This is a genomic window from Micromonospora luteifusca (assembly GCF_016907275.1).
Taxonomy (GTDB): domain Bacteria; phylum Actinomycetota; class Actinomycetes; order Mycobacteriales; family Micromonosporaceae; genus Micromonospora; species Micromonospora luteifusca.
On sequence record NZ_JAFBBP010000001.1, the window covers coordinates 491,382 to 516,633 of the forward strand.

Genomic DNA, 25,252 nt, shown 5'->3' on the forward strand with positions numbered 1-25,252 from the left:
GAGCTCAGGGCGCCGCCTCGCGGCGCCCTGTGCCGTGCTGGGGACCGGGAGCAGCCTTGCCTTGACGCTGACGACAAGGTTTAGCCTGGTCGCGACAGGCTGATCAAGGAGGTCTGATGCTGATCGGCGAGCTGGCGGAACGGGCCGGCACGAGCACCCGAACGTTGCGGTACTACGAAGCCCACGGGTTGGTACACCCGCAGCGCTCAGCGAACGGCTACCGCGTCTACGACGAGGCGGAGCTGCGGGTCGTCCGGGAGATCCGGGCGCTGCTCGACGTCGGCTTCGGCCTCGACGACGTCCGTCCGTTCGTCGCCTGTCTCCGAGCGGGCAACGCGTCCGGTGACGTCTGTCCGGATTCCGTGCTGGTGCTGCGACGCAAGCTCGCCGAGGTCGACGACTACCTCGATCGGCTCGGAGCGGTCCGTCAGCAGTTGCACACCCAGCTCACCCACGCCATCGCGCACCCGGAGGAAACATGCCCCAGGAAACGAGCGTCAGCTCCCTGATCACCGTCACCGACGACTCGTTCGCCGAGCTGGTTCTGGCCAGCGACCGGCCCGTCGTGGTCGACTTCTGGGCGGAGTGGTGCCCGCCGTGCAAGATGATCGAGAAGAGCCTCGTCGAGCTGGCACAGGAGTTCGGCGACCGGATGGTCATTGCCAAGCTGAACTCCGACGACAACCCGCAGGCCACGCGGCGCTACGCAGTCATGTCCCTGCCGACGCTGCTGGTGTTCCGTGGGGGCGAGGTCGTCGGCTCGATCGTCGGGTCCAGGCCGAAACTCCACCTGCGGCAGAGCCTGACCATGCACGCCGGCCTGTGACCGCCACCACTGGTCGAGTTCTGCCTCTCGCCTCCTGCTGTTGAGCGTGGTGACGGCGGTCCTCACGGTGGCGGCACAGCTCCTCACCGGGCGGGTGGTGGAGGCGATCGTCTCCGCTCCGCCTGACAGCGATCGATCCTGACCACTGAAAGTTGTCATACACCTGTTCAAGGCTCTGGTCATGGTCGAGGAGGCACGGATCTTTTCCGTTCGCCGACGGCCCCGCCGACCCGGGGCGACTCTCCCGATCCTGGTGGCAGGCGACGCGGGTAGGGTGCTCGCCATGATCGAGGACGTCGCATGCCGCTGACGAACCCGTGGTTGTCCGGGCCCACCCCGACGAAGCGGCTCGATCGTGAACGGCTTGAAGAGCGCATTTCCCACCTTCTGTCGTCGCAGAACATGTGTGTGCTCGCAACCACGGGTCCGGACGGGCCGCTGGCCACACCGGTGCGGTATTACCCGCTCGGCTTCGCGGTGCTCTTCACCGCCGCGCCACGCTCGCCGAAGATGCGCAACATCGTCGCCGACCCGCGCGTGTCCGTCGGCATCTTCGCGCCGCTGGTCGGGCTGGCCAGCAGCCGCGGTGCCCAACTGTTCGGAACGGCCAGGGTGCTTGACCCGGAGCATCCGGACCGTGCGCACTACTGGTCGGCGTTCCGCTGGGAGAACGAGCACGCCGAGCGGGGGCGACCGCTGTCCGAGCCGCCCGAGGACACACTCGTGGTCATTGAAGCGGAGCGAATCGTCTACACCGAGCATTGGCTGCGACGTGAGGGATTCGCGCCACGCCAGTTCTGGCGTCGCTGAAGGTCCCTCAGCCCGACCACGCAAGCCAGTTGATCACGCCGCCCGATTTTGTCGTACACGTGTTCTAATCTCGGCCCATGGTTGAGGAGTTGGCGCAGGCAGATGGCGCCGTCGCAGCCTGCGTCGACGCCGCCACCTGGGCCCAGGCCGAGCACGACCTGATCGCGGCACTCGATGCCGCGCACCGCCTGGAGCAGCGCCTCGCCGCCGTGAAACTCGCCCTGATCCGCGAGATCGACGCCCGCGGCACGGCCCGCGCACAGGGCGCTTCATCCACCGCGGTCTGGTTGCGCGAACGGCTCCACCTCACCATCCCCGCCGCCCGCCGACTCGTCGACCTCGCCACCGCACTCGACACCGCCAACCCAGGCGTACGACGAGCACTGGCCGACGCCACCATCACCCTCGACCAAGCCCGAGTCATCGCCGACACCGTCACCACCGTGCACACCGCCGCCGGCCCCGAAGCCGCCGACAAAGCCGTCGGAGTGCTCGTCCACTGGGCTGGGCAGTTCGACCCCACCCTGTTGCGCAAACTCGGCACCCGCATCCTCGACCACGTCGCACCCGACATCGCCGACACCGCCGCCCGGGCCGCACTGCAAGCCGAAACCACCCGCGCCACCCGCGACCGCCACCTCACGTTGTCCGAGCAAACCGACGGCCGACTCCGACTCACCGGCACCCTCGACGCCGAAACCGCCGGCCTGCTGCGCGCCGCCATCGACCCGCTGACCGCACCCTCCGGCCCCGACGACGCCCGCACCCCCGGGCAACGCCGCCACGACGCCCTCGCCGACGTGTGCCGACTCAGCCTGCGCACCGGGCAGCTACCCGAACACGGCGGCGAACCGGCCCAGATCGTCGTCACCACCAGCTACGACGGCCTCGCCCGACAGCTCAACACCAGCACCCTCGACACCGGCCTCCTCCACGCTGGCACCCTCGACACCGGTCTCCATCTCACCCCGGAAACAGTGCGCCGCCTCGCCTGCGACGCCACGATCCTCCCTGCCGTGCTCGGCAGCGCCAGCCAGGTCCTCGACGTCGGCCGGCAACGCCGCCTCATCACCGGGCCCCTACGCCGCGCCCTCGTCCTTCGCGACCGCGGCTGCGCGTTCCCCGGATGCGACCGACCACCCCGCTGGTGCGACGCCCACCACATCCACCACTGGGCCGACGGCGGCACCACCAACCTCGACAACGCCGTCCTACTCTGCGGCCACCACCACCGACACCTCCACCACAGCGACTGGACCGTCCGCCTCGGCGGCGACAGCCACCCCGAGTTCATCCCACCCGCCTGGCTCGACCCCGAACAGGTCCCCCGCCGCAACCACTACCACCGACGCAGATAGACACACGAGCAAGGCGATCACCTCTGTCAGGCCGACGAGCCGGGCCCTTGGGACGCCCCCCAGGTACTGGTCTGCGTTGCCCGATATAGGGCCCATCTGCGCGGCCGGCAACGCGCACCGCCTTGCGTTGTCGCGCCCTCGGCGGGACCGACCACCTCACCGCACGACCTCCGACCCACGGCCCACGGCCCACAGCCCACGGCCCACGGCCCACAGCCCACGGCCCACGGCCCACGGCCCACGGCCCACGGCGGCATGATCAGCCGCAGGTCGTCTGGCGTAACAGAAACGCCACCGAAGAGTGCCTGGGACGTGTCCCGCCGATCATGGGTTTCGTGGATCGTCCGGGGCAGCGCCGACACCCGATCGGATGCCATAGTGCCGCGATGAAGGCAGACCTGCACAGTTACTTGAAGGGCGGCCGCGACGCGCTGCTGTGGAAGCTCGACGGAGTCAGCGAATACGACATTCGGCGTCCGTTGACCCGGACCGCAACCAACCTGCTCGGTCTGGTGAAGCACTCCGCGGCCATGGAGATCCTCTACTTCGGCGTCGTGTTCGGTCGACCGTTCGAGCAGGATCTGCCGTACGTCGGTGACGGAGCGGAGACCAACGCCGACATGTGGGCGACCGCGGATGAGACCCGCGAGGAGATCGTCGTGCTGTACCGTCGCGCGATCGCCCACGCCGATGCCACCATCGAAGCCCTTGCGCTGGACGAGGTCGGCGGCGTGCCGTGGTGGGGCGATGAGGCGGTCACGTTGCACCAGGTCATGGTCCACGTCATCGCGGAGACACAACGGCACGCCGGTCACGCTGACATCGTGCGGGAACTCATCGACGGGGCGGCCGGGCTGCTGCCCGGCAACGACAACCTGCCTCCGGCCGATGAGTCATGGTGGCTGGACCACCGCCAGCGAGTGGAACAGGCTGCCCTCGACGCCAGCAAACGCAGCAACTAGATTTTCCGTCGATCATGGAAGCCAGTGACGGCGGTGCGGAGGGCGAGGACGGCCCGGTAGATAGATGCGCGGGTGGCGGCGGAGGAAGGTTCGGACGTCGTCCAATGCACGACAGTCCACGTCCGACGGACCTACCTCGGAACCGCCGCGGATACGGCACCCCGGCGCGGTGACTTGACCTCAAGCTCGGGTGAGGTCCTAACCTCCGGTATCGGAGGTACGGCATGAGCATGGAAGTTACCGCGTGGATGTCTCTGCACCACACGATAAACGCGCAAGATGAGCGACCGCTGTCACGGGCCACCCTGAAGCGGATCGCGAAGTTCGCACGACCACACCGCGCCTTGATCATCAGGTTCCTGCTGCTGAGCGTGGTGACCGCGGTTCTCACGGTGGCGGCACCCGTACTCGCCGGTCGTGTGGTCGACGCGATCGTCGACGGCGCCGCCAGCGGCGTCGTGATCCGGTTGGCGGTGCTGATCGCGCTGATCGCTCTCGCCGAGGCCGGCCTGGGTCTGCTGACGCGGTTCCTCTCCGCGAGCATCGGCGAGGGGTTGATCGTCCAGCTACGGACGGCGGTCTTCGACCACGTTCAGCGGATGCCGGTGGCGTTCTTCACCCGGACTCGCACGGGTGCGCTGGTCAGCCGCCTGAACAACGACGTGATCGGCGCGCAGCGGGCCTTCAGCGACACCCTGTCGAGTGTGGTGGGCAACGCGGTCACGTTGATTCTGACGTTGGCCGTGATGCTCACCTTCTCCTGGCAGATCACGCTGCTGGCGCTCGTCCTGCTGCCCATCTTCGTGCTACCGGCCCGGCGGATGGGTTCGCGGCTCGCCCAGTTGCAGCGCGAGGCCGCCGAGCACAACGCGGCCATGAGCACCCGGATGACAGAGCGCTTCTCCGCGCCCGGTGCCACCCTGGTCAAGCTGTACGGGCGTCCTGCCGAGGAGTCCGCCGAGTTCGCGGCGCGGGCACGACGGGTACGCGACATCGGCATCCGCGCCGCCATGCTCCAGTGGGTCTTCATCACCGCGCTCACCGTCGTCGGTTCACTGGCGCTGGCCCTGGTCTACGGGTTGGGCGGCGTCTACGCCCTGCGGGGCAGCCTCGACGCCGGGACCGTCGTCGCCCTCGCACTGCTCCTGTCGCGTCTCTACGCACCGTTGACGTCACTGGCCAGCGCCCGGGTCGAGGTGATGAGCGCGCTGGTGAGCTTCGAGCGGGTGTTCGAGGTCCTCGACCTCACGCCGCTGATCCTCGACAGGTCAAACGCCCGCCCACTCCCCGACGGGCCGGTCGCGGTGGAGTTCGACGGGGTGCGGTTCGGCTACCCGTCGGCGGACAAGGTGTCGCTCGCGTCCCTGGAGGATGTGGCGAAGCTCGATACGCGCGGCGGCGAGGAAGTGCTGCACGGCGTGTCGTTCCGCGCCGAAGCGGGGCAGATGGTCGCCCTCGTCGGCTCGTCCGGGGCGGGCAAGTCGACGATCGCGCAGCTCGTGCCCCGCCTGTACGACGTCGAGGACGGGGCGGTGAAGCTCGCCGACATCGACGTACGCGATCTGTCGGCCGAGTCGATCCGCACTGCGCTGGGCGTGGTGACCCAGGACGGGCACCTCTTCCACGAGAGCATCCGTGCCAACCTGGCGTTCGCTCAGCCGGACGCCACCGAGGACGAGATGTGGGAGGTGCTCGAGCGGGCCCGACTCGACGGTCTGATCCGCTCACTTCCGGATGGGCTCGACACTGTCGTCGGTGAACGCGGATACCGCCTGTCGGGTGGGGAACGGCAGCGGCTCACCATCGCGCGGCTGCTGCTGGCCCGTCCGCGCGTGGTCATCCTCGACGAAGCGACCGCGCATCTCGACTCGACCTCGGAGGCGGCGGTTCAGGAGGCCCTCGCCGAAGCCCTGACGGGCCGGACGAGCGTGGTCATCGCACACCGGCTCTCCACCATCCGGGCGGCAGATCAGATCCTCGTCGTCGAGGACGGACGCATCGTCGAACGTGGGCGACACAGCGACCTGCTCGCCGCGGGCGGCCGGTACCAGGAGCTGTACCGCACCCAGTTCGACCAGGAACAGCCGACGGTGCAGGAGCAACGGGTCGGCATCTGAGGCCGCGTCACTGGGAGCGCCTGCTCCTCGACCAGAGCCGCCGCCCGTCCCGGTGATCCCCGTGGCGGGCGGCGGCCTCAGACGGTCAGTCGTCGTCGGAGCTGCCGTCATCGTCATCGTCGTCATCGCCGGACCGGTCGTCATCGTCGTCGTCGGCCGGCTCCTGCTCGGCCTTGACCACCGATCCGTTGTCCCGGTCGACGTCCACCTCGTGCTCGGTGTCGCCCGCGACGATCTCGACGCTCCACACCGGTCGGCCGTGTTCCTGCTCGGCCTCGACCTCGACGATCTGGCCGCCGCCGGCCTTGGCGAGCGCGATCTCCCCGGCACGCCTCTCGTCGACCGCGCTGCCCGCCGGCGCGGTGCCGGCCGACGGCGTTCCGGCCGATGGCGTACCCGATGGGGTTCCGGCCGACGGCGAACCGCTGGCCCCGGGCGCGTCCGTGTCCGTCGGCGCGACGGTCGCCGCGGCGAGTGCCGTGCCGCCCGCCCGCGTGTCGTTTGCGGCGTTGACGCCCAGGGCGACGCCGGCCACCGCCAGCACCGCCGACCCGCCTACCGTCGCCAGAAGCAGATTGCTGCGCTTCATCGTGGTGTCCACCTCTCCTCGGTTGTCGACTCTGAGGATCGGTCGGATCGGGATAGCGCCGCGCTGTCGGGACGCTAAGGCCGGGTTAAGCCCGTCAGCCGCGCCGGTTGAGTTCCGCCTCCAGCCGCTGGACGAGCGTCTTGCGGTCCTTGCCGGCGTGCTCGTTACGCAGGGCGGTCTTGAGCTGTCGCGTGTCGAGGCCACGGACCAGCTTGGCGGCCTCGGCGACGGACATCTCCGACATCCGGCCGGCCGTGGTGGCATCTCGGCGCGCTCGTTTGGCCGGCCCGGTGTTGGCGACGTACTGCCTGCCGGTGCGGGACGCTTCGCGCTTCTTGGTGTCGGTCGCGCGCTTCTGGCTCTCCGACATCTCGTCCCAGGCCTTCTTGGGCAGGTATCGACTCGTCGTGCCGTCCTTGCGTGCACGAGTGTCGCCCTCTTTCGTCTGCCACTTCTCGTCGCCCCAGCGTTGCAGCGACTTCTGCCGCTCGTCCTTTTCGCCCAGGAATCCCCCGCCGCGCTTCTTGTACTCCTGAGTGACCAGCTGTGACTTGCGCGCCGACCACTGCCCCGGCCTGCCGCCCTTGTCGGAAGCCTTGACCTCTTCCTTGATCTGCTCTCTGAGCTCGGGTTTCGTATACCGCGCCATGACTGGCAGCTACCCGGGGGCGCAGCGCCTATGCCTGCATGGGTGACGTCGGCGGCCCGAGCCGGAGCAGCACCTGAGCCCCGCCGCCCGGCCCGGTCCGCACCTCCAGGCGACCGCCGCCGGCCTGCGCGGCACGCCGGGCGATGTCCAGGCCGAGGCCGGTCGACCCGGCTGCGCTGGCGCCCCGCCGCACCGCCCCGGCCGGCATACCGGTGCCCTCGTCGGCGACGGTGAGGACCACCTCCCCCGCCTCGCGGGCGAGCCGGACGGCGAACGGTGTGCCGTCGGGCGTGTGGGCGAAGACGTTGCCGAGCAGGGCGTCCACGGCCGCCGTCAGGTTGTCGGCGGCCACACCGACCGGGATCGGGCCGGCAGCCAGGTCGAGGGTGACGGTCCGGCCCGTGTCCTCGGCCAGCACCGACCAGAACGCGACCCGGTCGGCGACGATCGCCGCCGCGTCCGAGCTGGCCGGTTCCGCCGGCGAGTTGCGCCACCGCGCCTGCCGGATCAGCCCGGTGACCGCCCGCTCGAGGCCGTCCGCCGCGGCGGTGATCCGGGCGGCGTCGTCCGGGTCACGTAACGACTCCGCCTCCAGACGCAAGGCGGTCAGCGGTGTACGCAGCTGGTGCGACAGGTCGGCGACCTGCTCGCGCTCCTGCACCAGGAGCACCTGGATCCGGGTGGCGAGATGATTGAGCGCACCTGCCACTTCGCGCAGTTCAGCCGGGCCGGCTGGGGTGACCCGGGCGTCCAGCTCGGCGTTCGCCAGCCGGTGTGAGACGGCGGAGAGGTCGCTGATCGGCCGGACCAGGGTGCGCGCCAGCCGGTCGGCGACCAGCAGCCCGATCAGCACGAGGATCACGCCGAGCAGCGCCAGCACCAACCACGCCCGGCTCACCCCGGCGGTCAGCTCGTGCTGCGGCACCACGATCCGGATCACCCCGGTCCCGTCCGCCCGCCCCTGCACGGCGATGACCACCTCCCGCCCGGCCGCCGACTCCCCGGTGAGGCTCTGCCCGCGCGCGGCCAGGGCCACCGCTGGCGTACGGGGTGTCTGGGCGCCGAGCACCGTGCCGTCCGGCAGGAAGACGCTCACCGGTCGTCCGGACTCCGCGGCGAGTTGCTCGACGGTGAGTCGGATGGTCGCCGCGTCGGCGGTGCCGACCACCGGCACCAGACTCTGCGCATCGGCGGTCGCCCGAACGGTGGCCCGGTCCTCCGCGACGGTGCGGACCAGCAGCGCCAGCGGCACCAGGAACGCGATGAGGGTGAGCACGCTGACCGCGGCGACCAGCAGCGCGAGCCGTGCCCTCACGGCTGTGCCGCCGGCGCCTCGAGACGCACCCCGACACCACGCACCGTGTGCAGGTAGCGGGGCTGCTGGGCGCTCTCCCCCAACTTGCGCCGCAACCAGGACAGGTGCACGTCGACGGTCTTGTCGGCGCCGCCGTACGGGATCTGCCAGACCTCGGTGAGCAGCTCACGTTTGGTGACCACCTGGCCGGGCCGGCCGGCGAGGTGGTGCAGCAGGTCGAACTCCCGGGGCGTCAGCTCGACCGCCACCCCGTCCAGGGCGACCTGTCGGGCCCTCGGGTCGATCCGTAGCCCGCCGACGACGAGCGCCGGGTCCTGCGCGTCCGCCCCGGCGGGCCCCCGTCGCAGCACCGCCCGGACGCGCGCATCGAGCTGCGCCGCGGTGAACGGCTTGACCACGTAGTCGTCGGCGCCCGCGTCGAGCACCCGCACGATCTCGGCCTCGTCGTCGCGTGCGGTGGCCACGATGACCGGCACCGAGCTGACCGCGCGCAGCATCCGCAGCAGCTCGCGCCCGTCCAGGTCGGGCAGGCCCAGGTCGAGCACCACGAGATCGGGCCGGTCTTCGAGCGCGTCGCGGAGCCCGGCCATCGCGGTCGAGGCCGCGGCCACCGCATGGCCGCGTTCCCGCAATGCTCGGATCAGCGGGGTACGGATGGTCAGGTCATCCTCGATGAGCAGCAGGCGGGCCACCCTGGCAGGCTAACCGTTCCGCTGCAGGACCACGTGGTCTCGCCGTGGCGGTCGGCGATGCGGCCCGAACGATGTCCCGGCCCTTCGTGGACGGCTCGGAACGTGATCGACCCAGGTCGCCGACTGTGGCGGTCTCCCACCTCGTCGACAACCAGCACGCTCACTGCGCAGCGTTGGCGTTAACCCTGGCTTAGCGTCGGGATGTGCCGGCAACAACATCGGATCGGGGATAGTCGGGGCATGAGCCGTCGTTCGATCCTCGTCGCCACCGGGTGGGTGGCCACGGCCGCCGTGGCAACCCTGATCGGGCTGGGTGCGATCCGACTGGTGGGCGAGAGCATCACCGGCACACCGGGCGGGGTGCGCAGCGAGGCGGAGATCGAACGCGCGCTCGCCTCGCCGGAGCCGGGGCCCGCCGCCACGAGCGTCGCGCCGCCCGGCCCGGACGCGACGAGCGCCACCGCGACCGGCCCGGGCACGACCAGCGCCGCGCCCGGCCCGGGCACGACGAGCATCACGCCGACCGCCAGCTCCGGGGTCCGCCGGGGTTTCGCCACCGACGGCGGCACGGCCGTGGCCGAGTGCGGTGCCGGCGGCGTACGCCTCGTCTCCTGGGCGCCCGCGCAGGGCTACCGGGTCAGGGACGTGGACCGGGGCCCGGACGACGACGTCGAAGTCACGTTCGAGGGGTCGGCCCGCGAGTACGAGTTGAAGGTGCGCTGCATCGGCTCGGAGCCGGTAGCCGTCGCCGACGACTGAACCGGCTGACTGCTCGGCCGGACGGGTGCCCGCAGCTGAGGTGGACGCTTGACGGGTGGAGGCGTACCGGCTGGCGGATTGACGGCCGGAGCCCTCGTAAGCCACCATCGCACCGTGCTGGCGCTGTGGCGGGACGAGTCGGGTCAGCTCTGTGCATGGCGGGTGGGCCGCCGCCGCCTCGCCTGGCGTCCCCGCTTTCCTCGGCCGCCACTTGAAGGCGCGGACGGCGGTCCCTTCGAAATCATCGTGATCGCGATCCTGGCCGTTCTTGGCCTCGGTCATCTCCTCAACTGGCTCGCCGCGCTGCTGGCCACCTCGGTCGTCTGGCCATTTCGAGCGATTTCCGGCCGCTGGCCGGTTGTGGCCTACCCACTTGATCCGTCCCTGGTCGCGACGGATGACCGGGACGGCGACCCACCGCATCGACGACGGGTGGCGGGCCGCACCGCCGCCGTGGCACTGACCCGGCAATGGGTGCGGGACATCGAACGGCAGGGCCACCCGGATCGACTGGTCGACCGGCCCGGCCCCGTCGCCAGCACTGACCAGGGCTCCAGATGACAATCCACTGGCCGCCGACGACTGACCACGGGTCGCGCCCTACTGCCCCACCGGCTGCTCGCGGTCCGCGGCCCGGCCCAGGGCGACCATGCGCATCGTCTCCTCCCGACGACGGACGAGCAGTGCCCCGGCCAGGAAGGTCACCGGTGGGACGAGCATCAGCATCGCCCACTGCGCCGGCACCAGGGGAATGACGTGTCCCATGTACATGGTGGAGGTGGACCAACCGGCGAGGGCGCTGTCGATCACCAGGGAGAGCGCCGCGACCGGGAGGAGCATGACGACGATCCGTCGGCGTACCCCGGGGTCGAGCCTGACCAGCGTGATCAGCATGGTCAACGCGGCGGCGGCCAGGCCGGCGACGTAGAGCCAGAGGATCAGCTCGCTGCCCGCCTCGATGCCGTAGAAGACCTGGTAGCTGACCTCGCCGACAGGGTCGAATCTGGGGCTGGTCACCCGGTTGATCTCCAACAGTGCCACCATCGCGGTCGGTGCGAGCAGCAGCACCGCCAATCGGCGAGGCCCCAGCAGCGCGATCACCCGGCGACGCGGCGCCGGCACGGTCAGCGCGGCGGCCGCCACGACGGCGAGGGCGAGGCGCGGCAGGGTGTCCACCACGTACGTGAGATCGTCACCGGCCCGGGGAGCGACCAGCGCGCCCCAGCCGATCGCGCCAGCCCAGGCCAGACCGGCGGCCAACCAGCGCCACCCGACCAGCACGGCCACGCAGACGCCCGCCCAGCCGGCCACCCGCAGCCAGTCGACGAGGTCGGGGCTTCCCGGCCCGTACCCCGGTGGCATGCTCGGGTCCCGGATGAGCTGGTCGAGCAGTGACTTCCCGGCGAGCGCGAGCAGGATGGAACCGACCAGCAGGCCCGTCACCGCCGCCGCGTCCGCCCAGGTCGGCCCGGTGAACCCCCGTGCGCTCACCCGCAGCCGAGCCCGCAGCCCGGCACCGACCAGATTCATCGCGTCACCTGCGGCAGGTCGCCGCTGACCGGGCCGCGCGCCGGCGACGAGCACGGCCAGCATCTCGTCCTCGTACGCCCGGCGGTGCTCCCACGGATAGACGGCCAGCAACCGTCGGTAACGGCGTTCCAGATCGTCGCTGCTCACGCCGCACCTCCATTGCTCAGTAGGCCGCCGCGGCGCAGCCGCACGCGGGCGGCGTCCGCGTTGTGCCGTAGGCGGTCCGCCTCTTCGGCGAGCCGACGCGCGCCGAGCGCGGTGAGTCGGTAGTAGCGGCGCAGTCGCGACTGCACCACCTCCTCGCGCTCGACCTCGATGAGGCCGTCGACGCGGAGCCGGTCGAGGACGGCGTAGAGGGTGCCGGCGCGTAGGCGCACCCGGCTGTCGGAGATGCGCAGCACGTCCTCGATGACGGCGTAACCGTGCTTGGGCGCCTCCGCCAGCGCGGTGAGCACCAGGAACGTCGGTTCCCGCAGTGGACTCTCAGCCATGACAGGCAGCATATACCGGTCATCGGTATATGCAAGGTCAGCGAAAGTGGCCACCCGATCCGGACCTGAAGATCGCTAAGCTTCTGCCGTGATCCGCACCCTCGTTGTCGCCTCACTGCTGCTGGCTGGTTGCTCTCCCACCGAAGCGCCCGCACCCGCGGCCAGTTCAACCACGCCCTCGGACAAGTCCGCCGCCTCCGCGTGCACCCGCGTGGCGCTCACCATCGAGAAGAACAACCCTCCCGTCGAGGACATGGGCACCGCGACGCGCGCCATCGAATCGGCCGATGCCGGTGTGCGGGAGGCCGGGCAGCGGCTCGGACCGATCGCCCAGGAAGCCGGCAGGCTCTGGGTGGAGAACGACCCCACCGTCGACAAGGGGCCGGTCAACCTGCGCCTGGCCGACGCTCGACAGGAGTTGCTCACCGCGTGCACCAACCTGTTCGGCGCCTACCCGTGGCCGTTCACCAGGCTGCCCTCGCCGACGCCCAGCAGTTGAGCGACCGACGTGGCCGGCACGGTGATCCGTGCCGGCCACGTCAGCGGCGCTGACTCAGCTCGCGTACGCCTCCAACTCCCAGAGCGAATGGCCGTATCCGGTGCCCCGGGCGGTGCCGTAGATCCGCAGGTAGCGGCCGTTGGCGCCGAGGCCGCTGTGCTCGTCCACTCCGCCGTCGGCGCCGGTCACCGTCTTCACGGTGGTCCAGGTGGTGCCGTCGGTCGAGGTCTGGATCTGGTACGCGCTGCTGTACGCCGCCTCCCAGTTCAGCTTGACCCGACCGATCGCGGTGGACGTGCCGAAGTCGACCCGGATCCACTGTGGATCCGAGAACGTGCTCGACCAGCGGGTGGTGAGGCTGCCGTCCACCGCCCGGGCGCCGGCCACGTCGGCCCCCTCGTTGCTGGACGTCGACGTCGGCTTGTTCAACAGCAGGTTGGTGCCCGGCCCGGTCGGGCCACCGGTGGCGCCGTACACCTCGAACTCGAACAGCGAGTAACCCCAGGCGGTGCCCCGGGTGGTGCCGAGGAGCCGGACGAACCGGCCGGAGCCGGTGAGCCCGGTCAGGTCGTCCACGCCACCGTCGCCGCCGGTCACCGTACGGATCGTGGTGAAGTTGACCCCGTCCGGCGAGGTCTGGATCTGGTACCCACTGCCGTACGCCGCCTCCCAGGTCAGCTTCACCCGGTTGAGGGAGTACGTGGCCCCGAGGTCCACATCGATCCACTGCGGGTCGCTGAACGCGCTGCTCCAACGGGTGCCCACCGCCCCGTCGAACGCGTTGGCCGCGCCGTACGCGCCCTCGAGGCTGGAAGCTCGGGCGGGCTTGCCCTGTGCCAGGTTCCCGGTGGGCGGGTCGGGATCGGGGCCCGGGCCGCCGGGGCTGGTGGAGAGGGTGAACTCGTCGATGTCGAAGTACGGGCCGGTGCCCTTGAAGACCAGGAAGAGGGTCCGGGTGCCGGTCGGGGCGGTGACCCCACCGGTGACCGTGGCGAAGGTGGCGTACCCACCGGTGGGCACCACGGTGGCCGAGCCGACCAGCGGCCCGGTGGGCGAATCCACCCGTAGCTCCAACGTGCCGCCGCCCCCGGCCGGGGCGCCGACCCGGGCACTGAACGACTGGATGCCGGTCAGGTTGTAGGGACGGAACGATATCCAATCGTTGTTGTCGACGTACCCGACCGCGGCACCGCCGTGCCCGGCTGCTCCGGCGACGACCTGGACGCCGGACGAGTCACCGAAGTGCTCGGCCTGGCGCACCCGCGGCTGCAGGACGGCCTGGGTGTGTGTGGTCAGCGGTGGCTGGCCACCCCCACCCAGGTCGGTGTACTCCGCGTCGATGATGCCGAAGATGTTCGCCGCGGTGTCGTGCTCGCCGTCGGCCGAAGTCTGGATGACCCCGGTGCAGCCCTGCACGCTGCCGAGCTGGTGGCCGTGCGAGTCGTGCCCGAGGACATAGTTGACCTTCACCCGGGCACAGTTGATCGCACCGTCCTGCGCGTCGGCGACGGTGACGGTGAACGGGACCGCGTCCCCGAAGTTGAAGGTCTGCCCGTTCAACGGGGTGTTCACGGTGACCACCGGGGCGCTGTTGCCGACCGTGACGACCACACTCGCGGTGGCTGTCTTGCCGGTGGTGTCCCGGACCGTGAGCGTCGGGCTGCGGGTCCCGTTGGTGGTGTACGTGAAACTCGGGTTCGCCGCGGTCGAGTCGGTGGTGCCGTTGTTGTCGAAGTCCCACGCGTAGGTGAACGGGTCCCCGTCCGGATCGAGGGTGCCGGCCGAGGAGAAGGCCACGGTCAACGGGGCGGTGCCGCTGGTCGGAGTGGCTGAGACGACCGGCCGTGGTGCCCGGCCCGTGCGGGCGTACTCGATGCGGTAGAGCGCCGAGTTGGCGTCGCCGTTGAACCAGCCGGTGCCGTAGTCGAGCACGTAGAGCGCGCCGTCCGGCCCGAACTCCATGTCCATGACCTGCGTGCCGGTCCACGGGAACGGGTTGATCTTCAACGGTTGGCCGGCCGGGTCGAGCTTGATGTTCTTGATCCAGCGGCGGCCGAACTCACCGGCGAAGTAGGTCCCGTCGTAGTACTCGGGGAACGCGACGGCGGAGGTGTTGTTCGGGTCGTACCGGTAGACCGGGCCGCCCATCGGGGACAGGCCACCGCCGGTGAACTCCGGCGGTGATCCGGAGCCGCCGTACGGCAGCCACGCCGAGATGGCCGGCGGCAACTGGGTGATGCCGGTGTTGTTGGGCGAGTTGTTCACCGGCCCACCCGCGCAGTTGAACTTCGGCCCGGACGGACCAGACGGGAAGGTGTAGTCGTTGTACGCGTCGTTGCGGGCGGTGCAGTACGGCCACCCGTAGAAGCCGGGCTTGTCGATCCGGGCGAACTCGACGTTGCCCGCCGGCCCCCGGTTCGGGTCGGCGGTGCCCGCGTCCGGACCGTAGTCGCCGAGGTAGACGATGCCGGTGGCCTTGTCCACGCTCATCCGGAACGGGTTGCGGAAGCCCATCGCGTAGACCTCCGGGCGGGTCCGTGCGGTGCCCGGGGCGAACATGTTGCCGGCCGGAATGGTGTAACCGCCGGCCGCGCTCGGCTTGATCCGGAGCACCTTGCCGCGCAGGTCGTTGCTGTTCGCCGAGGTGCGCTGCGCGTCGAACGCCGGGTTGCGCCCGGCCCGCTCGTCGATCGGGGTAAAACCGGCCGAGTCGAACGGGTTGGTGTCGTCACCGGTGGACAGGTAGAGGTTGCCCGCCGCGTCGAAGTCCATGTCGCCGCCGACATGGCAGCACATGCCCCGGCTGGTCGGCACGTTCAGGATCAGCGTCTCACTGCCCAGGTTGATGGTGTTGTCCGCGTTCACGGTGAACCGGGCCAGCCGGTTGACGCCGTCCCAGACAGCGAATTCGGCCGGGGTGCCGGTGGCCGGGGCACCGCCACCGGGGGTGCTCAGCGGCGGGGCGTAGTACGCGTACACCCAGCGGTTGGTGGCGAAGTTGGGGTCGGCCTTGATGCCCTGTAGGCCCTCCTCGTCTCCGGTGTAGACCGGCAGGGTGGCGGCGACCTTGGTGTTGCCGGCGGCGTCGGTGTGCCGGATCACGCCGTTGCGGGAGGTGTGCAGCACGCCCCGGTCCGGCAGGACGGTGAGGCTCATCGGCTCGCCCGTTTCGGCGGCGCCCTTGGCCAGCTCCACCTGCTGGAAGCTGCTGTTGACGGTGGCGCCACAGTCGGCGCCGACCGCGCCGGACGCGGTCATGATGCCGCCGAGCAGGTGCTGACGGAAGTTCGCCTCGGTGAACGACGCGTCGGTGTGGCCCAGGCCGGTGTACCAGGCCCGGCCCCCGGAGTAGTTCTGGCACCAGGAGATCGGGTGGTCGGCCCCCATGCTGCCGCCGGTGTAGGTGCTCTCGTCCAGGGTGGCCAGCACGTGCGCGTTGCCCCGGGGGTTGGTGCGGTAGTTGTACAGCTCGTCGAACCGGCTCCACCGCTGCGGCAGCGTCGCGGTGGACGGGTGCACCTGGTCGGCGACCTTGACGGTGACGGTCTGTTCGGCCGGGTGCGAGGCGAAGTACGCCCCGACCAGCCCGCCGTACCAGGGCCAGTCGTACTCGGTGTCGGAGGCGGCGTGGACGCCCACGTACCCGCCGCCGCCCTGGATGTAGCGCTCGAACGCGGCCTGCTGCGCGGCGTTGAGCACGTCACCGGTGGTGGACAGCCAGATCACCGCGGCGAACCGGTCCAGGTGGGCGTCGGTGAACTGGGCAGCGTCCTCGGTGGCCTCGACGGTGAAGCCGTTGGCGGCGCCGAGCTGCTGGATGGCGGTGATGCCCGGGGTGATGGATCCGTGCCGGAAGCCGGCGGTCTTGCTGAAGACCAGCACGGTGAACGGTGCGGCGCTGGCCGTGGGCGGCACGGCGACGATGCCGCCCGCCACGAGGATCGCGCTCAGCGCGACGCCGAGCCACGATCTCAGGGATCTGCGCACGATGGTCCTTTCGCGGTGCGAGGACGGCGTGCGCCGATCACGCCTGGCGGTGGTGGGACGAGACATGCGAATGCATCGTTGCGTTCGAACCGGGGGCGCGTCAAGCGTTCTCCCACCATCCGTGAGAGCGTTATCTCCGCAGGTGGAGGCGACTGTGCGCAGGGAGATCGAATAACGGTTTTCGGGCCATGAACCACGTGGCGGGCCCCGATGCCGTCAGCTCTCAGCGACCGCCCGCGACCAACTCGGCGATCATCCCCTCGCAGCTGCGGACGACGACCTGGGCCCCACGCCGCTGTGCCAACGGAAGCAGGGGGTCCTCCGCCCGGTCCCGCCATCGCCACTGCGCGTCGGCGGCGACTTCCCAGAGCCGCTGCACGGTCGCCTCATGCTCGACACCGAGGCGGGCGGCCAGTCCCACCCCGTTACCGCCGACGAGCCGCCGCGCCTCGGCGGCCGACTCGGCGTCGAACCCGAGCCGGGCGTTGCGCAGCGCCACCAGCAGGCGCAGCTCCCGGAACTCGTGGGCACCGGCGAGGATCCGCTCGACCGCGCCGACCAACTCCTCAGAACCCCGGGTGGGCTCGGCCCGCAGCAGCGTCTCCACTGCGGCCAACGCCGACCGGGCCTTCAGGGTGTCGCTGCGATCGATGAAACAGCGTGTCACCGACTCACGCAGCTCGGTGAGACCGCTGCGCCGAATGAGCTCGGCAGAGAGCTTCACCCGGCTGTCGAAACCACTGCGCACCAGTGTGGCCGCCAGCCGGACACCGAAGACCCCGAGCCGATCCAGCAGCGCGGCGCGCGTCTCGGTCTCCAGCCGTACCGGCAGCTCACCAAGGAGGAAGCGGTCAGCGGAGATCAGGTGGACGTCCAGCTCCGCCCTGGGCACCTGGGCCAGGGACGCGAGCGCGGCGAAGTCCGATTCACCGAGCATCCTGCCCGCCAGGCCGATCATTCCGCTGCACGCCACGACGTTCACGCTGAGCGCGCTCACTCGCGGATCACGGTAATGCCGGCGGGCGAGCTGACGGGCCGTGAGCAGGCCGTCGATCCGGCCTCCGCCGGTCTCATCCGCCCGGGACAACACCATGATCACGTTGACCGGTGCGGCCTGCCCGACGGCGCTGTCCCGGCCGGACTCCAGCAGCCGCAGATCGCTGTCGCGCGCATCGCGGGTCAGGTACAACACCGCGTCCGCGTCCCGCAGCACCCGCTCCAACACCGGCGCCCGCCCCTGCTCCACACTGCCGGTGACCGCCGGGGTGTCGATAAGCGTGACCTGCCGCAGCGCCCGCGTCGGCCACTGCACCACGATGTCGCGGACGTCCCCCGCGCCCCAGCCGAGATCCACCCGCAGCCCGGTCGCCGACTTGACCACCGTCAACTCCTGCGGCGGCTGACCGGCCGGGTAGGCGGTCGCCCGCGGGGCGGCGCCGTCCTCGTACCAGGTGAACACGCCGTCCGCCCTCTCGACCGGCGCGACCTCCTCGCCCATCAGCGCGTTGAGGATCGTCGACTTGCCGGATCGCCAGGGGCCGGCGACCGCGATCCGCAGCGGTTGCTCCAACCGGGCGACCTGATGCCGCAACTGCGCGACTGCCCGCGGATCGTCCTGGTAAAGATCGATAGCCTGGTGCAGCAGACCCCAGGCCGCCTCGTCCAGGCGCAGCCCCACGGTCATGCCTGCGGCTCCAACAGCAGCGGGGCCGAACGGGCGGCGGTCAACTGCTGAGCCTGCTCGTAGAGCGCCGCCAACCGGGTCATCTTCAGGCGGATCTCGCGCTGCCGCTGCTCGCGCAGCGAGGCATCGGTGTCGGCCTCCTGCTTGGCACTTCGGAACGACTGGACGATCGCCTCCTGAAGCTCCTCGGTCAGCCCCGTGAAGTGGTCCCGCAGCATCCGCTGCACCTGCCGTGCGGCGTCCCGGCAGTCACGGATCATCCGGACGAAGAAGTCGTCGACATGCCGCTGGATGGCCGTCTTGACGGTCGCCTGGCGACGACGGAGCAACTGCTTGCTCTCGTCGCGGATGCTCTTGCCGCCGAACAGCGCCCCGATGCCGACCGAGACCGGGTTGATCATCGGCATCCCGGCCAGTGTGGTCGCCAGACCGAACATCAGCATCCCGCCGTACGAGCCCTTCATGCCGGTGAACAACTTCTGGCCGGTGGTGAACCTGTCGATCGTCGGCAGTTGCAGCTCCGGCAGTCGCTCGCCGATGTCGTCCGGCATCGTCATCGACCAGGGCGGCAGCACGTCGTAGCCGTACCGGTCGAAGTTGGCGGCCACCCGGCGGGCGATCCAGTCGCAGCGCTGGATCAGCCACTCGTGGTTTGCCTCCGCGGCCTCCACCAGGCTCCGCTCCAGCCAATCCTGGAAGGTGTCCCAGGCGACCAACGGATCGGCGGTGTCGAACGCCTCGTCCACGGTCCGGAGGATCTGCCGGGTCCGGTCACGAAGGTCGTACTCGATGTCGGAGAGCAGGTCGGCGATCTCGTCGCTGAGAATGTTCTGCCACCGGGTCGAGCAGCGACGCAGCTCGTCGACCTCGCGCTGCGCCGCGTGCAGCCGGGAGATCGGGCCCGACTGCTCCTCGGCCTCCTGGGTCGCCAGCTCGGCACGCAGCGGCGCCGCCAACTGCTCCACCACCGTCCGCGCCACCGTCTGCACCGACGCCCGGGCCAACTGGTCGGCCTTGCCGGCCAGGTCCCGCTGCAGTCGGGCGATCAGCACGGGAAAACCGGACTCGGCGTTGAGGCCCCGGTCATCGGCCGCGGCAGCACGCAGCCGCAGCGCCGCCGAGACCGGGATCAGCGCCGCCGGTACCCCGGCTTCGGCCAGGTGCTGACGATTGCGCTCGGCGACCGCCCGCCAGTCCGCCACCAGATCGGTCTTGCTCTGCACCACCACCACATTCGGGTGCGAGCGCATGACGTGCAGCAACATGTTCAGCTCGGCGACCGACAACTCCCGGGTGGAGTCGGTGACCAGCAGCACGGTGTCCGCCCGGGCGGGAGCAGCGACCGAGGCGGCGCCGCCGATACCGGTGACCTCGTCGGTGCCGGGAGTGTCCACCAGCACCAGCCCGGCGCCGAGCAGGGCGCGGGGCACCCCGATCTCGACGTACGCCGGGCCACCGCCCGGCCGACGTCCGATCATGCCGGCCACGCTCTCCGCGACCTGGTTGAGCGCCACCGGGGTCCGCTCGACGGCGCCCTCGACCGCAGTGCCGGACGGACGACCGGGGGCTGGTGGCGAAGCCTGGGCCACCGCGACGGACGGAGCCTCGGCATGCCGCACCACGGTCGGCAGGACGGTCGTGCGGCCGTCGCCGACCGGGCAGGCCGGCGCGTTGATGATCGCGTTGATCAGCTGACTCTTGCCCTGGTTCGGCTCACCGATGACCAGGACGCGCAGCGTCGGGTCCAGCAGTTGGGCACGTTTCTGCCGGACCGTCTGGAGCAGGTCACCTCGACCGTGTGCACTGCACGTACGGGCGATGTCGTCCAGCACGTCCAACCAGATCCCGGCCATCACCGCACCAAGTGTGCTGATTTCGGCTCAATTAGCAAGAGGGACCGGAAATGGAATCGGAGGGGGCCGGATCGCCCGAGACGATCCGACCCCCCGCTCCGACCGGAAATTCCCGTCAGAGCAGACCGCCGGTGAGGCCGAGCAGGCCGTGGTCGGACGAGCCGTCCGAGTCGCCCAGCACACCGTCGGTGACGCCGCCGGTCACATCACCAACCGTGCCGGTGACACCGGGGACGAGACCGTCCACCTGGTGCGTCACCCCGCCCACCACGGACGGCACGTCGAGCGGCGGAACGACGCCGCCGACAACGCCATCACCGTGCCCGAGGCCCAGCCCGCCCAGGGTGTCCTCGACACCGAGGGAGCCGACGACGCCATTGATCTGACCGTGGGCACCGGAGAGGACGCCGCCGGTCAGGTCGCCACCGAGCAGACCCGCGTCGGTGCCGTGCAGCAGGCCGGTCGAGTCGCCGACCACCCCGGTGACGTCCCCGAGCACCGGGTCGGCGATCCCGTCCACCGGCTGCACCACGTCGGCGTCGAGGGTGTGCGCCACGTCGGCCACACCGGTCAGGTCGGTGTCAAGGCCGTACGGGCCGACGCCCAGGCCGATCCCCGGCAGCACGGTGACTCCCGCGGCGGCCGCCGACGGGTCGACCGCGATGGCACCGAGCACACCGGCCTTGACGTCCACGCCGTACGGGGAACTCGTGACGCTGATCTGCTGCGCCACGCTCTGCAACTGGCCCACCACGTCGGTGGTGTCGGTGACCAGGGGGTCCAGCCCGAGCTGCCCCACGGATGGAACCAACGCCCCGAGTCCCTGTCCCGGCGCGTAGTCGACGACCAACGGCACGACGTCCTGCACGTCGGCCGCCGTGATGTCGGTCAGCCCCGCTGCCTGCAGCGCACCCTCGGGGTCGAGGTCGAAGGCCGACCGGGCGTCGGGGTTCGTCAGCAGGTCGAGCACGAAGTCGTGGAGGGTCTGTTGCGAGTCCATGTGCCGGTTCTCCTCGGATGTGGCGTCGGCGGGTGTCGTACGTCGACAGTGACGCTATTGCCGGGCCCGCCCCCGGGCATCGGGGCTGAGCCCGCATCCGGGCCGGTTGAACTAGGGGCACCGCCACCTCGTACGTTAGGGGGACAGGGGGAAACCGGACCGGCGAGATTAGGGTCCCGACCAGGGACTGATCTCTGGTACGAACGTAGGAGCCCGCGGGGTTCGCCGGGGGTGGGTCGTCGGACAGCACCGACGCCATCGCCACCGACCGGCCGACCCACGGGGAGAGAAGAGAGATGCCGTACGTCCTGGGGATAGACATCGGAAGCACCAACACGGCTGCCGCTGTCGCGCGGCGGCACGGCACGACCTGGACGCGTCCCGAGGCCGTCCCGCTGCACGTCGACTCGACTGTCGTACCGTCGGTGCTGTGCCTGTCGGAGGACGGCTCGCTGCACGTGGGCGAGCCCGCGACCGACGACGGCAGCCGCACCACGCGGGACTTCGTCCACCGCATCGGTGACGACGTGCCCCTGCTGCTCGGTGGCGAAGCGTGCCCGCCGCAGACGCTGACCGCGGAGCTCGCCGCGTGGGTGGTGGATCGGGTCCACGCCCTGGAAGGCGGTCCCGCCGAGGCGATCGTGCTCAGCCACCCCGCGGGGTGGCGCCCCTACCGGCGAGAGGTGCTGCACCGGGCGCTGTCCGGCTTCGGGCTGCGTCACGTGACGTTGCTGCCCCGCACGGTAACGGTGGCGGAGAGCCACGCGGCCCGTGGGTTCGCCGGCACCACTGCCGTCGTCTACGCCCTGGGGGGCAACAGCTTCGAGGCGGCACTGGTGCGTCGAACCCCGCGCGGCACGTACGAGACATTCGGTACCCCCCAGGGGCTCGACTCGATTGGCGGCGCCGACTTCGACGAGGCGCTGGCCGGCTACGCCCGTACGACGCTGGCCCGGGAGTTGGCCACCACCGCACGCCGCGGCACCCAGGCCGCGTTGCGCGGGCTGCGCGCGGAATGCGACCGGGTCAAGCGGGTGCTGACCGTCGATCTGACCGCCGACGTGGTGCTGGCCCTGCCGAACGGTCCGGCCCGGATACCGGTGACCCGGGCGCAGTTCGAGCAGATGATCCGCCCGACGGTGCAGGCCACCGTCGACCTGCTGCTGCGGGCCGTGCAGAGTGCCAACCTGACGCCGGCGCAGCTCGACGGCGTCCTGTTGGCGGGCGGTTCGACCCGCGTTCCGCTCGTCACCGAGCTGATCAGCGCGGCACTCCCGGTGCCCGTCGAGGTGGAACCGGACTCGCAACTGACCGCCGCCACCGGGGCGGCGATGGCCGCCTGCCAGGTGGTGTCGCCGCGCCCGCGCCCGCCGGCGCCGGTCCGCGACCCGGCCCCGGTGAGTGGTGCCGGGCGGGCCAGCGTTCCGGCTCCGCGCCCCCACCACGACACCACCGTCCCAGGTGCTCCGCCACCGCGGCCACCGGTCCGGGTCCTCCCACTGGAACTGCCGAAGCCGTCCCGCCTGGTGCTGGCCCGCGGCCGGGGACGCGAAGGATGACTTCAATGATCATGAATGGCATCGCCGAGTCGGGGCTGACGCTGGACAAGGGGCCGCAGGCACTGCTGGACGCGGTCGGGCAGGACCCGACCGGCCCACTCACCGTTGGCATCGCCGGCCCAGGTGGGCACGGAAAGACCGCACTGCTCGCGGAGTTGGCGCGGATCCACCAGCGGGCCGGGATCACCGTACGCGCGGGCGCACCGGAGCCCGGTGAACCGGTCGACCCCGACACACTGGTCCTGGTCGACGACGCGCACCTGCTCGACGACGCACGGATCGGGGTGCTCCTGCGTCTGGTCGCCACCCGTCGGCACCGGCTGGTCGTCGCACACCGGCCGTGGCCCCGGTCAGCGGCGCTCAGTGAGCTGGTCGACTCTCTCCGGCGGGACGGGCAGGCCGTGCTCCTCACGCCGTTCACCCGGGAGCAGACCGCCGCCTACCTCGCCGCCACGCCGGAGCTGGGCCGGCACGGCGACCTGGTCGACTTCGTACACACCCAGACCTCCGGCATACCCCGGGACGTCGAACGGCTGGTCCGCGGCCTGGCCGGCGCGGAGACCCCGACCGGCACGGTGGTCGCCCCACCCCGGTCCGCCGTCGGAGAGTTCGCGGCGGACCTGGACGTGCAACCCGCCGCGGTACGACGAATGCTGCTCGCCGTCGCGGCCGGTGGGCTGCTGCCGGTGAGCATGCTCGGCACGCTCCTGGGCCGGGAGCCGGCGGCGGTGGACGAACTGATCGCCGCGACGCGGGCGGCCGGGCTGCTCGGCGCCGACGGCCGGCTCGCGCCGATCGTCCGGCGGGCCGTCACGACGCTCAGCCCCACCACCGACCGGACCGCGGTCTGGCGCCGGCTCACCGACTTGCAGCTCGCCCGGGGCGGCGCGGTGCTGCCGCTGGTCCGCTCCCTGCTGGCGGTGGGCGCGCTCGGCGACTGCCCGGCTCCGACCCTGGCAGCCGCAGCGGGTGAGGCGCTGGCCGACGAGCCGGCGTTCGCGGCCGAGTTGTTCGCCGCCGCCACGGCGGCCGGACGGCCGGCGAGCGCCGAGCAGGCACTCGCCGCCGCGCTCGCCGGCAACCTCGACGACGCCCTGCGGCTGGCGGACCGCCTGCTGGCCACGGCCGCCCCGCCCGAGCGTGCCGAGGCGGCCGTGGTGGCCGCGACCGCCCTGGCGCATCGCGGTCACGTCGGTCGCAGCGTCGAGCTGTACCGATGGTCAGGCACCGCCTCGGCGGCGGCCTTCGCCACCGTCGGCGGCCTCGCCATGGGCGACCTGGGCGCCACCGCCGAGCCGCCGGCAGCCGAACCCACCGACGAACCGCCAACTTTGCACGCCAGCGCCGCCCGCCTGATGGCCGACGGGGTACGCGAGAGCGTGAGCGGCCCGCCGACCGCGGCGCTCTCGGCGCTCGTGCAGGCCGCCGCGCTGCTGGAGCCGGACGGGCGGGCGGCGCTCCTGCCGGACAGCCCGGCGGCGCTCGCCGCGTTGACCGCGGTGCACTGCGGTGAGCTGGAGATCGCCGAGCGGGTGCTGCACCGGGCCCTGGGCGCCGGTGTCGGTGGCCCGCTGATGGCTCGCCGTCACCGGCTGTTGCAGGCCTGGATCCTGATGGTCCGTGGCGAGACGCACGCCGCGACCGAGCGCCTCGCCACGGTGACGCTCGACGGTCGGCAGTTGGAGTCACGCGACCTGCTCTTCGCCGCCGCGATCCGGATGGGCACCGGCCGGCGCAACAGCGACCTCGGGGCGCTCAAGCGCGGCTGGGGGCAGGCGCTGGAGGCGGTGGTCCGCCACCCCGTCGACCTGTTCACGCTCCTGCCGCTGGGTGAGCTGGCCATCGCGGGCGCGCGGCTGGGTGACCTGGCCCGGCTCGAACCGTACCTGCGCGAGGGGCGCGCGCTGCTCGGCCGGCTCGGTGAACCACCATTGTGGAGTGTGCCGCTGCACTGGAGTGGGCTGCACGCCGCGATCCTCACCGGCGAGCCGGCCCGGGCCGACGAACACGTCGCCGCGCTGCTCGCCTCGGCGGACCACAGCCGGTACGCCGCCGTGGTCGCCGCCGCCGCGGAGAGCTGGGTGGAGGTGCTGCGGGGCGTCGTCGACCCGGCCCGCGTGGAGGCCGCCGCCCGAGGGCTGCACGACACCGGGTTGTGCTGGGACGGTGCCCGCCTCGCCGGCCAGGCCGCGATCCGTACCGCGGACCGGCGGGCGATGACCACCCTGCTGGAGTGCGCCCGAGCGTTGCAGGGGCGACCGTCCGGCGGTCACGGCGGTCCGACGTCGACGACCACCGAGAGCACGACGCGGGCCGCCGGCCCGACCCAGCAGGGGCTCAGCGACCGGGAGTACGAGGTGGCCGAGCTGGTGCTGGCCGGGTTGACCTACCGGGAGATCGGCGATCGGCTCTTCATCTCGGCCAAGACGGTCGAGCACCACGTGGCGCGGATGCGCAACCGGTTGAACTGCGCCAACCGCACCGAGTTGCTGGCTCTGCTGCGCACCATCGTCGCCGACCGGGCCAGCGACACCGCCGGGCAGCCGTGGCCGCAGCGGGCGACCCGATGAGG

21 protein-coding genes are annotated in these 25,252 nt (G+C 71.2%); 11 read left to right on the top strand and 10 right to left on the bottom strand.

All coding sequences use genetic code 11. The features are described from left to right. The first annotated feature begins 116 nt into the window (after window positions 1-116). From JOD64_RS02145 to JOD64_RS02170, 6 genes are all read left to right on the top strand, one after another. A complete protein-coding gene (locus JOD64_RS02145; protein WP_204940635.1) occupies window positions 117-509 on the top strand; it encodes a MerR family transcriptional regulator in 393 nt (130 codons plus the stop codon). Beyond that, window positions 479-826 carry a thioredoxin gene (gene trxA / locus JOD64_RS02150; protein WP_275581269.1) on the top strand — a complete coding sequence of 116 codons (348 nt, stop codon included), beginning with the start codon at window positions 479-481 and terminating at the stop codon, window positions 824-826. Before JOD64_RS02145 ends, trxA begins: the two co-directional genes overlap by 31 nt. A 300-nt stretch (window positions 827-1,126) precedes the next feature. Beyond that, window positions 1,127-1,636 carry a pyridoxamine 5'-phosphate oxidase family protein gene (locus tag JOD64_RS02155; protein WP_204940636.1) on the top strand — a complete coding sequence of 170 codons (510 nt, stop codon included), beginning with the start codon at window positions 1,127-1,129 and terminating at the stop codon, window positions 1,634-1,636. Window positions 1,637-1,713: 77 nt separating this feature from the next. After that, a complete protein-coding gene (locus JOD64_RS02160; protein WP_204940637.1) occupies window positions 1,714-2,994 on the top strand; it encodes an HNH endonuclease signature motif containing protein in 1,281 nt (426 codons plus the stop codon). Between the two features lie 326 nt (window positions 2,995-3,320). Continuing rightward, complete coding sequence (locus JOD64_RS02165; protein ID WP_239559347.1) at window positions 3,321-3,956, top strand: DinB family protein; 636 nt, start codon at window positions 3,321-3,323, stop codon at window positions 3,954-3,956. Between the two features lie 224 nt (window positions 3,957-4,180). Beyond that, window positions 4,181-6,073 (top strand): ABC transporter ATP-binding protein, encoded by a 1,893-nt coding sequence (locus JOD64_RS02170; protein WP_204940638.1) that lies wholly within the window; start codon window positions 4,181-4,183, stop codon window positions 6,071-6,073. A gap of 85 nt (window positions 6,074-6,158) precedes the next feature. On the opposite strand, the gene JOD64_RS02175 is transcribed toward JOD64_RS02170, so the two are convergent. The 4 genes from JOD64_RS02175 to JOD64_RS02190 form a co-directional block, all read right to left on the bottom strand. After that, the gene (locus JOD64_RS02175) at window positions 6,159-6,662 is read right to left on the bottom strand and encodes a PepSY domain-containing protein (protein WP_204940639.1); all 504 of its coding nucleotides are present in this window, start codon (window positions 6,660-6,662) and stop codon (window positions 6,159-6,161) included. A 94-nt stretch (window positions 6,663-6,756) separates the two neighbouring features. After that, window positions 6,757-7,311: a DUF5872 domain-containing protein gene (locus JOD64_RS02180; RefSeq protein ID WP_204940640.1), complete on the bottom strand. Its 555-nt coding sequence runs from the start codon at window positions 7,309-7,311 to the stop codon at window positions 6,757-6,759. A 28-nt stretch (window positions 7,312-7,339) separates the two neighbouring features. Then, a complete protein-coding gene (locus JOD64_RS02185; RefSeq protein ID WP_204940641.1) occupies window positions 7,340-8,626 on the bottom strand; it encodes a sensor histidine kinase in 1,287 nt (428 codons plus the stop codon). Continuing rightward, window positions 8,623-9,318, bottom strand: coding sequence for a response regulator transcription factor (locus tag JOD64_RS02190; RefSeq protein ID WP_204940642.1), 696 nt, complete (start codon window positions 9,316-9,318; stop codon window positions 8,623-8,625). The genes JOD64_RS02185 and JOD64_RS02190 overlap by 4 nt, the downstream gene beginning before the upstream one ends. Before the next feature lie 240 nt (window positions 9,319-9,558). Here JOD64_RS02190 and JOD64_RS02195 point away from each other — a divergent pair, with 240 nt between their 5' ends. After that, a complete protein-coding gene (locus tag JOD64_RS02195; RefSeq protein ID WP_204940643.1) occupies window positions 9,559-10,077 on the top strand; it encodes a septum formation initiator in 519 nt (172 codons plus the stop codon). Between the two features lie 114 nt (window positions 10,078-10,191). Next, on the top strand, window positions 10,192-10,638 hold the full coding sequence (locus JOD64_RS02200) for a hypothetical protein (RefSeq protein WP_204940644.1): 447 nt from the start codon (window positions 10,192-10,194) through the stop codon (window positions 10,636-10,638). A gap of 39 nt (window positions 10,639-10,677) precedes the next feature. Here the strand turns inward: JOD64_RS02200 and JOD64_RS02205 are convergent, their stop codons facing one another. Continuing rightward, window positions 10,678-11,754 (bottom strand): hypothetical protein, encoded by a 1,077-nt coding sequence (locus JOD64_RS02205; protein WP_204940645.1) that lies wholly within the window; start codon window positions 11,752-11,754, stop codon window positions 10,678-10,680. Next, window positions 11,751-12,098, bottom strand: a complete 348-nt coding sequence (locus tag JOD64_RS02210; protein WP_204940646.1) for a PadR family transcriptional regulator — start codon at window positions 12,096-12,098, stop codon at window positions 11,751-11,753. Before JOD64_RS02210 ends, JOD64_RS02205 begins: the two co-directional genes overlap by 4 nt. A gap of 88 nt (window positions 12,099-12,186) precedes the next feature. Here JOD64_RS02210 and JOD64_RS02215 point away from each other — a divergent pair, with 88 nt between their 5' ends. After that, window positions 12,187-12,597: a hypothetical protein gene (locus tag JOD64_RS02215; RefSeq protein WP_204940647.1), complete on the top strand. Its 411-nt coding sequence runs from the start codon at window positions 12,187-12,189 to the stop codon at window positions 12,595-12,597. Between the two features lie 54 nt (window positions 12,598-12,651). On the opposite strand, the gene JOD64_RS02220 is transcribed toward JOD64_RS02215, so the two are convergent. The 4 genes from JOD64_RS02220 to JOD64_RS02235 form a co-directional block, all read right to left on the bottom strand. Further along, window positions 12,652-16,584, bottom strand: a complete 3,933-nt coding sequence (locus tag JOD64_RS02220) for a ThuA domain-containing protein (protein ID WP_204940648.1) — start codon at window positions 16,582-16,584, stop codon at window positions 12,652-12,654. A gap of 223 nt (window positions 16,585-16,807) precedes the next feature. After that, window positions 16,808-18,268: a dynamin family protein gene (locus tag JOD64_RS02225; protein WP_204940649.1), complete on the bottom strand. Its 1,461-nt coding sequence runs from the start codon at window positions 18,266-18,268 to the stop codon at window positions 16,808-16,810. Continuing rightward, on the bottom strand, window positions 18,265-20,121 hold the full coding sequence (locus JOD64_RS02230; protein ID WP_204945854.1) for a dynamin family protein: 1,857 nt from the start codon (window positions 20,119-20,121) through the stop codon (window positions 18,265-18,267). Before JOD64_RS02230 ends, JOD64_RS02225 begins: the two co-directional genes overlap by 4 nt. 115 nt (window positions 20,122-20,236) lie before the next feature. Continuing rightward, window positions 20,237-21,121, bottom strand: coding sequence for an IniB N-terminal domain-containing protein (locus tag JOD64_RS02235; protein WP_204940650.1), 885 nt, complete (start codon window positions 21,119-21,121; stop codon window positions 20,237-20,239). 296 nt (window positions 21,122-21,417) lie between these two features. Here JOD64_RS02235 and JOD64_RS02240 point away from each other — a divergent pair, with 296 nt between their 5' ends. Then, on the top strand, window positions 21,418-22,680 hold the full coding sequence (locus JOD64_RS02240) for an Hsp70 family protein (RefSeq protein ID WP_204940651.1): 1,263 nt from the start codon (window positions 21,418-21,420) through the stop codon (window positions 22,678-22,680). 5 nt (window positions 22,681-22,685) lie between these two features. Continuing rightward, complete coding sequence (locus JOD64_RS02245; RefSeq protein WP_204940652.1) at window positions 22,686-25,250, top strand: helix-turn-helix transcriptional regulator; 2,565 nt, start codon at window positions 22,686-22,688, stop codon at window positions 25,248-25,250. The last annotated feature ends 2 nt before the right edge of the window (window positions 25,251-25,252 follow it).